The organism is Mycobacterium sp. UM_WGJ (assembly GCF_000455125.1).
Classification (GTDB): Bacteria; Actinomycetota; Actinomycetes; order Mycobacteriales; family Mycobacteriaceae; genus Mycobacterium.
The window spans coordinates 41,532-52,928 of record NZ_AUWR01000002.1 but is presented as its reverse complement, the minus strand read 5'-3'; the positions used below and the strand labels follow the sequence as shown (position 1 = coordinate 52,928).

The following is an 11,397-nucleotide window of genomic DNA, read 5'->3' as shown; positions in this document are numbered from 1 at the left end:
GCCGCGGCGGGGTGAAGTAGTTCAGCCCGGAACGTGCCCCGGCTAGCGCCACCCCGGTCGGTCGTCGCGGAGCCGGGATGCGGCACGATAGGGCCGTGCCCGATACCGGACGTTCCGGTCCCGCAACCGGGGCCGATCAGGATCTGTTGATCCACTTCGAAGGCATTTCGCTGTGCCGTGACGGGCGTTCTCTGGTGGGGCCGTTGGACTGGTCGGTCGAACTCGACGAACGCTGGGTGATCATCGGACCCAACGGTGCCGGCAAGACGTCGTTGCTGCGGATCGCCGCAGCCACCGAGCACCCGTCCTCGGGCGTGGCCTACGTCTTGGGCGAACAGCTGGGCCGGGTCGACACCACCGAGCTGCGGGCCCGCGTCGGGCTGAGCTCTTCGTCGCTGGCGCAGCGGATCCCAGACGGGGAAACGGTCAGCGACCTGGTCATCTCGGCCGGCTACGCGGTGTTGGGACGGTGGCGCGAACGCTACGACGCCGTCGACTACGAGCGGGCGGTCGACTTGTTGGAGAGCCTGGGCGCCGAGCATCTGGCCGACCGCACCTACGGCACGCTGAGCGAAGGCGAGCGCAAGCGCGTGCTCATCGCCCGCGCACTGATGACCGACCCGGAGCTGCTACTGCTCGACGAGCCGGCGGCCGGCTTGGACTTGGGCGGGCGCGAGGAGCTGGTGGCGCGCCTGGGGGATCTGGCCGCCGACCCGGATGCACCGGCGATCGTGCTGGTCACTCACCACGTTGAGGAGATTCCGGTCGGATTCAGCCACTGCCTGCTGCTGGCCGAGGGTCGCGCGGTGGCCGCCGGCCTGCTCGAGGACGTGCTCACGGCCGAGAACCTGTCGGCCACGTTCGGCCAGTCGATCTCACTGGATGTCATCGACGGGCGCTACTTCGCGCGCCGAACCCGTAGTCGAGCAGCCCACCGGAGGCGCGCATGAACGAACCCCAGCCGCCACCGCTGCCGACGAGACCTGCCGCGACGGTGATGCTGGTACGCGAGGACGCCCCCGGCGGGCAGGGCCTGGACGTATTCCTGATGCGCCGCCATGCCGCGATGGAGTTCGCCGCCGGCGTGATGGTTTTTCCCGGCGGGGGCGTCGATGACCGTGACCGCAGCACCGAGATCGCCTGGCACGGGCCCGAGCCGACGTGGTGGGCGCAGCGTTTCGGCGTGGACGTGGAACTGGCCGCGGCACTGGTCTGCGCGGCCGCACGCGAGACGTTCGAGGAATCCGGGGTGCTGTTCGCCGGGCCCGCTGATGATCCGGACCGGGTTGTCTCCGATGCGTCGGTGTACGCCGAGTCCCGGCGAGCGCTGAACGCCGGCGAGCTGTCGTTCGCCGACTTTCTGCGCACCGAGCATCTGGTGCTGCATGCCGAGTTGCTGCGGCCCTGGGCCAACTGGGTGACTCCGGAGGCTGAGCGCACCCGCCGCTACGACACCTACTTCTTCGTGGGTGCACTGCCGGTCGGGCAGCGCGCGGACGGCGAGAACACCGAATCCGACCGCGCCGGCTGGCTCACGCCGGAGGCGGCGATCGAGGATTTCGCTGCCGGGAACAGCTTCTTGCTACCGCCGACCTGGACCCAGCTGGATTCGCTTATCGGCCGCAGCATCGAAGCCGTGATGGCGGTGGAACGCCAGATCGTGGTGGTGCAGCCGGACCTGGCGCGCCGCGGCGACAACTGGGAGATCGAGTTCTTCAACTCCGACCGTTACAACGCAGCACGCGGAAAGCGTTGGCTCGGATGAGCGAATTCGTATCGGTGCACACCTCAGCCGACGAGCCCGGGGTGGCCACGCTGGTGGTCTCGCGGACGCCGACCAACGCTATGACCCGGCAGGTCTACCGGGAGATCGCTTCGGCCGCGGCCGAGGTGTCGGCCCGCGACGACGTCGCAGCTGTGGTGTTGTACGGGGGCCACGAGATCTTTTGCGCCGGCGACGATGTACCCGAACTGCGCACGCTGATCGCGGCGGAGGCGCAGGTCTTTGCCCGGGTGCGCCACGAAGCCGTGCAGGCGGTAGCGGCAATCGCAAAGCCGACGGTGGCGGCCATCACCGGCTACGCGCTGGGCAGTGGTTTGGCGCTGGCGCTGGCCGCGGATTGGCGAATCAGCGGCGACAACGTCAAGTTCGGGGCAACTGAAATTCTGGCCGGCCTCGCTCCCGACGGTGGCGGGCTGGCCCGGCTGGCCCGAACCATCGGTGCCAGCCGCGCCAAAGAATTGGCGTACAGCGGCCGGTTCTTCGATGCTGAAGAGGCGCTGGCCCTGGGCCTGATCGACGACATGGTCGCGCCCGACGGCGTCTACGACGCCGCGATCGTCTGGGCCCGCCGCTTCACCCACACCCCGGCACAGGCGCTGGCCGCGGCCAAGGCCTCGATCGACTCCGTCGAGACCGAGCCTTTTGCCGACCGAGCCGCCGCCGACCAACGCCGCTACGGCGAGCTGTTCGCCGCCCGCACCGCTGGGGAAGGCTCTTAGGCGCCACGGCCCCCGGGGGCTTGGGGCCATGACGGTTTCTTTTCACGTTTTTATCAGCTAACGTCCAGTCAGCGGCCAGAGCCGCCTCGAGCCCGGCGTTAGGAACCCACCATGCAGTCATCTGCCATCCGCCCCTGGACCACCGCGGCCGTCGCACTGCTGGGCGCGGGCGCCGTTGCGGCCGGTCCGGTCGTGATGCCGCAGGCCGGAGCCGTGGCAGTGGACTTCCTGCTGACCGCTCAGGACATCACTTTGGACCTGGTGCGCCACGGGCAGTCGGTGGACAACTTCGAGGGAATCCTGGGCACCATCCCGCCGGGCGCCGCGCTGACCGCGCTCGGGGAGCAGGAGGCCGCCTACCTTGCCAATCCCGCCAACCCGCTGCACCTTGCCGACCCCGACTTCTACAGCGGGATTTACGTTTCCGAGTTCCTCCGCTCGCAGGAAACGGCCGGCGGGTGGCTGAGCGCCGCAGGCGCGCCGGACACACCGCTGACGATCCTGGCCGGACTCAACGAGATCAATGCCGGATGGTTCGAGGGCCACGAACTCAACCTCCTCACCCAGGTCGCCTACGCTCTGCCGACTTTCATGTGGGCTCTGGGCCACTACTGGGTGCCCATGTTGGGCTCCACGATCGACCCGAACGGAGTGGCGTTCAACGATCGCGTCACCGATGCGATCGCGGCCATCTACAGCAATAGCGTCTCCGACCCGGAAAGCTCGCTCAACGACGTGGCGTTCGCGCACGCCGGAACGATCGCGATCTGGACGTTGATGAACGTCAAAAACCCCGACTTCGGGCTGGTCCTGTCCCAACTGCTCGACACGCACACCCCGCTGGACAACACCGGTCAGGTCATCATCGAGGGCAACCCCACCGACGGCTGGACGCTGGTCAGCTGGGGCGGGCAGGAGGTGTCGGCGACTCCGGACCTGTTGACCGGGCTGTTCGTCGACTGGCGGGACCTGAACGTCGCGCCGCAGATCGCGACGTGGCACATCCTGGAGGCGTTGCAGGGCGGGGACCAGGCCGAGATCGCCGCAGCGCTGCAGACCGGTTTCGACCAGGTGCTCGGAGCTATCACCGCGTTCCCGCAGGCGGTGTTCGAGACCATCACGGGCGCGCTGGACGGCTAAGCCGCCGCCGCATGAACCGGGCGGTTCAGCGAGTCTCGACGTAGGAGAGGCGAAGCTGGGGCCGCCCCATCAACCCCGCGGTTCAGCGAGTCTCGACGTAGGAGAGGCGAAGCTGGGACCGTTGCATCGGAATTCGCGGATTAAGCATTGACATAGGAAAAATGGGGGGATATTTTCAGCGAAGTATTGCGCTACGCGTCGGAGCGTAACGGAAGCTACGGACTCGCTGAAGGAGAAGGTCATGCAGCACACTCGCCCGTGGATCACCGCCGGGGTCGCCCTTGTCGGCGCCGGCCTCGTGGCCGTTGCCCCGGTGGCTCCGATAGCCGCGCCGCTGCCCGGCATCGCTCGGCCCGATATCACGCTGACCGCCGTCGACATGGTGCTTGACCTGGTCCGTCACGGCCAGTCGACCGAGAACGTCTCGGACTACGTCGGAACGACGCCCCCGGGTGCACCGCTCACCGAGCTCGGTGAGCAACAGGCCATCGACGTCGGTAACGGCCTCTACAACGGGGGTGACAACAACATTGGCGGGGTGTACGCCTCGGACTTCCTGCGCGCCCAGCAGACGGCGTGGCCGTTGGTCCAGTTGCTGGCCGGGCAACCTGTCGATCCAGCCAACTTTCCGGACGGGCCGCCGCCGCTGCTCGCGCCCGAGCAGATCCTGTCCGGGCTCGGCGAGATCAACGCGGGGTGGCTGGAAGGACAGAGCGGAACCATCTCCGGCCTCCTCTATCTGTTGCCCACGATCGCGTGGATGACCGGGGCGTACTGGGTGCCGATGCTGGGCTCGGACATCAACCCCAACGGGATGGCGTTCCAGGACAACTTCGGTGGCGCCATCCAGACGATCTACGACGCCACTACGGCAGACCCGGACAGCTCGGGCGTGGCGTTTTCGCACGGTGCCGCGATCATGGCCTGGACGATGATGAACGTCCAGAACCCCGATTGGGGGCTGTACTTGGACACCCTGGTCAATGACCGCGGGCTGCCCAACACCGGACAGGTCGTGGTGGAGGGCAACCCCACCGACGGCTGGACGCTGGTCAGCTGGAACGGCACCGAGGTCGCCGAGAACCCGGATCTGCTCACCGGATTGTTCGTCGACTGGCGGGACCTGATCACCGCGCCGCAGATGGCCGGCTGGCACATCTGGGAGGCAATCCTGGGTGGGGACCCCTCCGACATCTTGGCTGCGCTGCAGACCGGCTTCAACGACGTGTTCTCGGCGCTGGTGGAGTTCCCGCAGGCAGTGATCGACACCATCGCCGGTGCGTTCGGCGATGCCGCGGGCAGCGGCTCCGCCGAGGCGTGGGGCGACCTGCTGGGGGCCCTGGCTATCTGACCCCTGACCAGCAGCAACGAAGCCGGGTGTGGCGCTAGCTTGCCGCACCCGGCTTCGTGGAGTCCGACGAACCTGCGATTTCCTGAAGGCTGGGTATTGCCCAGCTCTCCATAACATAGATAAGCTGTGATATCGGCCACATTGTGTCCTATCTGGGGGGATAGACATGCTGCCAATCATCAGCCGTACCTGCGTAAGTGCCGGGATAACGCTGGTTGCCGTCGGAGTCGTCACGCCGGTAGCGGCGCCGGTGTCGGCCGCGGTGCAGGTGGCCGACATCGCGCTGACTGCCGAGGACATCACGCTGGATCTGGTGCGGCACGGGCAATCGACGGACGACGTCAACAACATTCTTGGCACGCTGCCGCCCGGTGCTCCCCTGACGGCGCTGGGCGAGCAGCAGGCGCAAGATGTGGCCGCTGACATCCAGCAGCAGTTCCCCGACGGTATCGCCGGCATCTACGCCTCGGAACTTATCCGGACCCAGCAGACCATGGCAGCGCTGGCCCAACTGCCCGGCATGCCGGCTGTGCAGGTTCTGACGGACCTCAACGAGATCCCCGCCGGGCTTTTCGAAGAACAGCCCCGCAACCTGCTCACCGAAGCGTCCTTCTTCTTGCCGATGGCTTCGTGGATCCTGGGCAACCTGTTTGTCTCCGAGCCGGGCACCAACTACAACGGGGTGGTCTTCGACGAGCAGGTCGACCAAGCCGTCCAGACGATGTACGACAACACCATCGCCGGAGACGGCGCCACGACCGCGGTGGCGTCCTCCAGCGGCGGGGTTATCGCCATCTGGATACTGATGAACGTCAAGAACCCCGATATCTGGCCGATCATCCAGACAGTGCTCGAAAACGGCGGCCCGCCCCCCAACGGGGGTCAGGCCATCCTCGAAGGCAACCCCACCGACGGTTGGACGCTGGTCAGCTGGGACGGCATACCCGTCTCGGCAACCCCGGACCTGTTTACCGGGTTGTTCGTCGACTTCCGCGATCTGATCACCGCGCCGCAGATCGCCGCCTGGAACATCTGGGAGGCCATCCAGGGTGGCGATACCGCCGACATCACCGCGGCGCTGCAGACGGGCTTCAACGACGTGCTCGCCGCAGTCACCGCGTTCCCGCAGGCCGTGATCGACACCCTCACCGGCGCGCTGAGCGACAGCACCGGCTCAGCGGCCGACTCCTTGGCAGATGGCTTGGTGGGCGCGATCTGAGTCGCGGTCGCGCCAGCGGTGACCTGGTTCCGCCCGGCTTCGCCGTGCAGATATCACCTATTAGGCTGACCTACCATGACCAGTACGGACCCCACGCCGAACCCGCACGCCACCGCCGAGCAGGTGGAGGCCGCCCGGCACGACAGCAAGCTCGCCCAGGTGCTCTACCACGACTGGGAGGCTGAGCAGTACGACGAGAAGTGGTCTATCTCCTACGACGAGCGCTGTATCGACTACGCCCGGGGCCGCTTCGACGCAATCGTGCCCGCTGCCGAGCGGACCGGCGAAGCGCCGCTGTATGACCGGGCGCTGGAACTGGGCTGCGGCACGGGATTCTTCCTGCTCAACCTGATGCAGTCCGGCGTCGCGCGGCGCGGCTCGGTCACCGACCTCTCGCCGGGCATGGTCAAGGTCGCCACTCGCAACGGTCAGGCCCTCGGTCTGGACGTCGACGGCCGGGTCGCTGACGCCGAGGGCATCCCTTATGAGGACAACACGTTTGATCTGGTGGTCGGCCACGCGGTGCTGCATCACATTCCCGACGTCGAACTGTCGCTGCGTGAGGTGGTGCGAGTGCTCAAGCCGGGTGGGCGCTTCATCTTCGCCGGGGAGCCCACCACGGTCGGCAACTTCTACGCGCGCCGGCTAGCCGACCTGACCTGGAAGACCACGGTCGCGGCGATGAAGCTGCCCGGAATGGGATCCTGGCGCCGACCGCAGGAAGAGCTCGACGAGAACTCCCGCGCCGCCGCCCTCGAGTGGATCGTGGACCTGCACACCTTCGAGCCGCGCGACCTGGAGCGGATGGCGACCAACGCCGGCGCGGTCGAGGTGCAGACCGCCAGCGAAGAGTTCACCGCCGCGATGCTGGGCTGGCCGGTTCGCACCTTCGAGTCGACGGTCCCGCCGGGCAAGCTCGGCTGGGGCTGGGCGCGGTTCGCCTTCGGCAGCTGGACGGCCTTGAGCTGGGTGGACGCCAACATCTGGCGCCGGGTGGTGCCCAAAGGCTGGTTCTACAACCTGATGATCACCGGGGTTAAACCGTCCTGACTGCCGGCTTCAGATTTGAAGTCGACGACGTCGGCTATCTGAGCTCGCCGGCCGGGGCCACCGCCCTGGGCGAGGTCGCCGGTTTTGCGCTCACCGACGCCACCCGGGTCGCCGACATCGCCGCCCTGCGCGGCCGCTTCGGCACCCGGACATCGGCGTTGGTCGAGACCGTGCTGCTGCGCCGGCGTGCCGCCGCCAAATTGGTTGAGCTGCCGGGCATCTCACGGTGGCTGTTCACCGACGAGGCGCTGCAGCAGGCCAGTGCCGCGCCGGTGGCACGGCACCGCGCGTACCGGATCGCGGCCGCGGCACCGGGTGCCGCCGTACACGACGTGACCTGCTCGGTCGGCACCGAGCTGGCAGCGCTGTCCGAGCGGATCGATCGGGTGCTGGGCAGCGACCTCGACCCGGTACGGCTGGCGATGGCTCGCCACAACGTGGGCGGGGCCGTCGTGCGAGCTGATGCCCTGGCACCGGTCAGCCGCGGCACCGTGGTACTGGCCGACCCCGGCCGGCGCGCCGGTGGGCGGCGTCGGTTCGACCCGGCCGACTATCAACCCGCCCTGGACCTGTTGGTGGAGCGCTATGCGGGTCGTGACCTGGTCGTAAAAGCCGCTCCCGGAATCGATTTCGAGAAAGTTCGGACGCTCGGCTTTCACGGCGAGATCGAAGTCACCTCGTGGCGCACCTCGGTTCGCGAGGCCTGCCTATGGTCGCCCAGCCTGACCGAAACCGGGGTGCGCCGCCGCGCGGTGATCCTCGACCGCGGCGAGCAGATCACCGACGCCGAGTCCGATGACTGCGACGTGCGGCCGGCGGGGCGCTGGATCATCGACCCCGACGGCGCGGTGGTGCGGGCCGGTCTGGTCCGCCAGTACGGCGCCCGGCACGGGCTCTGGCAGCTCGACCCCGACATCGCCTATCTGTCCGGCGACGAACTACCGGACGGCTTACGCGGATTCGAGGTGCTCGAAACGCTGGCCTACAGCGAAAAGCGCCTTCGGCAGGCGTTGTCGGTCCACGACTGCGGTGCCCTGGAAATCCTGGTGCGCGGCGTACGCGAGGTGCAGGCTGACCCGGACGGTCTGCGTCGCCGGCTGCGTCTGCGCGGTGCGCAGGCTCTGTCGGTGGTGATCACCCGCATCGGGACGGGGGCAACCGCGCGGGCGATTGCCTTCGTCTGCCGTCCGTCGCGCTGAGCGGCCCGGTAAGCTGTCGTCTTCAGGCCATTCCTGCTTGCTGCGGCAAGGCGACACAAAGCGAGACAAACCGACAATGCGCATTCTGGTGGCCGTCCTGTTGGCGGGCGGTGCAGTGGGCAGCTGGCTGGGCATGACGGGGATACCCTCGGCGGGCGCGGTTTCGCCCTGTGCCGAACTGGGCGGCACGGTCGAGTCCGGACAGTGCCACGTCCACTCGTCCAACGCCAACTACACCCTTGACATGCGGTTTCCGGTCGACTACCCGGACCAGCAGACCCTGACCGACTACCTGGTGCAGAACCGCGACGGGTTCTTGACGGTGGCCAAGTCGCCCGGGTCGCGCGACATGCCCTACGAAATGGACGCCACATCCGAGCAGCACCGTTCGGGTCAGGCCCCCAAGGGCACCCAGAGCGTCGTGCTGAAGATCTTCCAAGACCTCGGCGGCCCGCAGCCGTCCACCTGGTACCAGTCGTTCAACTACGATCTGGCGACCCGCAAGCCGATCACCTTCGACACTCTGTTCGCCCCCAACAGCAAGCCGCTGGACGCGATCTTCCCGGTGGTGCAGCGCGACCTCGAACGCCAGACCGGGGTACCGGCGATCCTGATCTCGCCGGGCTCGGGGCTGGACCCGGCGCACTACCAGAATTTCGCCATCACCAATGACGAGGTGATCTTCTACTTCGCGCCCGGCGAACTGCTGCCGATGAGCTCCGGTGCCACTTCGGTGAAGGTGCCGCGCACCGCGCTCCCGCCGCTGGCTGTCGCGGTGTGATGTCGGGGGAGTAGCCGCGATCAGGCGGGGGCGAAGCTGAACACCTGACCGGCGCTGGTGGCAACCGCCACCCGCCGGTCATTGCCGACTGACACCCCGACGGGAAACCCGCGCGCTTCGGGCAACGGATAGTTGTTGAGGCTGTGGCCGTCGGCCGGGTCGAACACCAGCAGCGACAAGCCCGCCGGACCCAGACTGGTGCCGGCGACCACGGTGTAGCCGACCTTGCCGGCCAGACTCGACGAGGACAGCGGCACGACGTCCTCGCGGCGCCACACCTGCTCGGCGTAGTCACCGCGGTCGGCATAGGCAGTCAGTTCGGTGTCGGGGCCGCCGCCCGAGACGATCAGTCCGCCGGGCGTCACCGCCGGCGGTGTTTGCGCCAGGAACTTCAGCGGCACTGACCATTTCGCCTTGCCGTCGGCGGCGTTGATCGCCCACAGGCGCTGGTCGCGTCCGTTGACGTAGACCGTGGAACCGTCGGCGGACAGCACGGGGCTGGCCAACACGCCGGCCGCGACCGCGTCGCTGCTCCACTCCAGGGTGAGCAGCGGAACGCCGCCCGGGTGGTATTTGAGACCGACCAAGCCGGACTCCTTGGCGCCCGGCTGCCACAGGCTCACTACCGCGATGTTGCTCTGTGGCGAGAAGGCGGGTGCGGCGGACACCGGGCAGTCCGGTCGGGCGTCGGCGCAGTCGGACAGTCCGCGCCGGAAGTCGGTCGGATCGACACCGTCCACCAGGTCCAGCGGCGTGCCGACGACCGCGCCGCGATGGGTGTCGAAAATCAGCACCTGGCCCAAATGGGTCACGACCAGCAGCAGGCCGTCACCGAGGATGCGCGGCGTGGAGGGCATTCCGATCACCGGTGCACGCCAGCGGATCCACTGGGTGGGCGGAAACGACAGCATGGCGCCGGGCTGCCCCACATAGACGTTGTCGAAGCCGTCCATGAGTGCGCCGAAGAACCCGCCGCCCTGATGCAACCGCGTACACCAGCGCTGCCGGCCGCGGTCGGCGTTCTCCCACTGCATCAGCGAGCAGCCGGCCTCGGTCTGGGCGTTGAGCATCATCCAGCCGTGGACTCCCAGGGCGGGCTGTGCTCCCAGCTCACCCTTGACCGAACGGATCCAGTCCAATTGCAGGTCGGTGGCGCCCGCGGTGGCGGTATGACTGCTGTTGGCGGCATCGGCGTACTGGGCGGGCCAGCCCGGCGCGGGCGCGGCATCCACCCACGAATCGGTGTTCGCGCAGCCGCCTAGAAGCCCTGTCAACGCCGCCACCGCGATTCCGGCCAGGACACCACGTCGCCGCAACACAGTGGCAATCCCCAATCCTCGGCCGGGCAGTGAACGAGTCCAGGTGAGGGTAGCGCGTGGCGCGAAGGCGCTCGCGTAGGCTTTCCGGCCATGACGACGATGTGGGGCGCTCCGATCCACAAACGCTGGCGGGGTTCGCGCCTGCGTGACCCGCGCCAGGCCAAATTCCTTACGCTGGCCTCGCTGCGCTGGGTACTGGCCAATCGGGCCTACACACCGTGGTACCTGGTGCGCTACTGGCGGCTGCTGAAGTTCAAGCTGGCCAACCCGCACATCATCACCCGCGGCATGGTTTTTCTGGGCAAGGGCGTGGAGATTCAGGCCACCCCGGAGATGTCGCACATGGAGATCGGCCGCTGGGTGCACATCGGCGACAAGAACACCATCCGGGCCCACGAGGGCTCGCTGAGATTCGGCGACAAAGTGGTGCTGGGACGCGACAACGTCATCAACACCTATCTCGACATCGAGCTCGGTGATTCCGTGCTGATGGCCGACTGGTGCTACGTCTGCGACTTCGACCACAAGATGGACGACATCAACATTCCGATCAAGGACCAGGGCATCATCAAGAGCCCGGTGCGGATCGGACCGGACACCTGGATCGCGGCGAAGGTCACCATCCTGCGGGACACCAGCATCGGCCGCGGCTGTGTCCTGGGCGCCCACGCAGTGGTCAAGGGCGTCATCCCCGACTACTCCATCGCGGTCGGCGCGCCAGCCAAGGTGGTCAAGAACCGCAAATTGGCCTGGGAGACCTCGGCTGCCGAGCGGGCTGAGCTGGCCGCCGCGCTGGCCGACATCGAACGCAAGAAGGCCGCCCAGGGCTGAGTCGC

11 protein-coding genes are annotated in these 11,397 nt (G+C 67.7%); 10 read left to right on the top strand and 1 reads right to left on the bottom strand.

Annotated elements, in window-relative coordinates:
- Positions 1–77: 77 nt before the first annotated feature.
- The 9 genes from N416_RS0100725 to N416_RS0100685 all read left to right on the top strand — a co-directional run bounded on the left by N416_RS0100725 (position 78) and on the right by N416_RS0100685 (position 9,242).
- Entirely contained in the window at positions 78–950 is an 873-nt protein-coding gene (locus tag N416_RS0100725; RefSeq protein ID WP_051190135.1) for an ABC transporter ATP-binding protein, read from the top strand.
- The gene (locus N416_RS0100720) at positions 947–1,765 is read left to right on the top strand and encodes an NUDIX hydrolase (protein ID WP_024440221.1); all 819 of its coding nucleotides are present in this window, start codon (positions 947–949) and stop codon (positions 1,763–1,765) included. Before N416_RS0100725 ends, N416_RS0100720 begins: the two co-directional genes overlap by 4 nt.
- Positions 1,762–2,502 (top strand): enoyl-CoA hydratase, encoded by a 741-nt coding sequence (locus N416_RS0100715; RefSeq protein WP_024440220.1) that lies wholly within the window; start codon positions 1,762–1,764, stop codon positions 2,500–2,502. Before N416_RS0100720 ends, N416_RS0100715 begins: the two co-directional genes overlap by 4 nt.
- A gap of 111 nt (positions 2,503–2,613) precedes the next feature.
- Complete coding sequence (locus N416_RS0100710) at positions 2,614–3,642, top strand: histidine phosphatase family protein (RefSeq protein ID WP_024440219.1); 1,029 nt, start codon at positions 2,614–2,616, stop codon at positions 3,640–3,642.
- 241 nt (positions 3,643–3,883) lie between these two features.
- Positions 3,884–4,993, top strand: a complete 1,110-nt coding sequence (locus tag N416_RS0100705; RefSeq protein WP_024440218.1) for a histidine phosphatase family protein — start codon at positions 3,884–3,886, stop codon at positions 4,991–4,993.
- Positions 4,994–5,159: 166 nt separating this feature from the next.
- Positions 5,160–6,212 (top strand): histidine phosphatase family protein, encoded by a 1,053-nt coding sequence (locus N416_RS0100700; RefSeq protein ID WP_024440217.1) that lies wholly within the window; start codon positions 5,160–5,162, stop codon positions 6,210–6,212.
- A gap of 75 nt (positions 6,213–6,287) precedes the next feature.
- Positions 6,288–7,262, top strand: coding sequence for a class I SAM-dependent methyltransferase (locus tag N416_RS0100695; RefSeq protein ID WP_024440216.1), 975 nt, complete (start codon positions 6,288–6,290; stop codon positions 7,260–7,262).
- A complete protein-coding gene (locus N416_RS0100690; RefSeq protein WP_081654416.1) occupies positions 7,259–8,461 on the top strand; it encodes an SAM-dependent methyltransferase in 1,203 nt (400 codons plus the stop codon). Before N416_RS0100695 ends, N416_RS0100690 begins: the two co-directional genes overlap by 4 nt.
- Positions 8,462–8,537: 76 nt before the next feature.
- Positions 8,538–9,242, top strand: a complete 705-nt coding sequence (locus tag N416_RS0100685; protein WP_024440214.1) for an esterase — start codon at positions 8,538–8,540, stop codon at positions 9,240–9,242.
- 20 nt (positions 9,243–9,262) lie between these two features.
- On the opposite strand, the gene N416_RS0100680 is transcribed toward N416_RS0100685, so the two are convergent.
- Complete coding sequence (locus N416_RS0100680) at positions 9,263–10,561, bottom strand: PQQ-binding-like beta-propeller repeat protein (protein ID WP_046302062.1); 1,299 nt, start codon at positions 10,559–10,561, stop codon at positions 9,263–9,265.
- Between the two features lie 90 nt (positions 10,562–10,651).
- Between N416_RS0100680 and N416_RS0100675 the strand changes: the two genes are divergently transcribed.
- Complete coding sequence (locus N416_RS0100675; protein ID WP_024440212.1) at positions 10,652–11,392, top strand: acyltransferase; 741 nt, start codon at positions 10,652–10,654, stop codon at positions 11,390–11,392.
- Positions 11,393–11,397 lie beyond the last annotated feature (5 nt).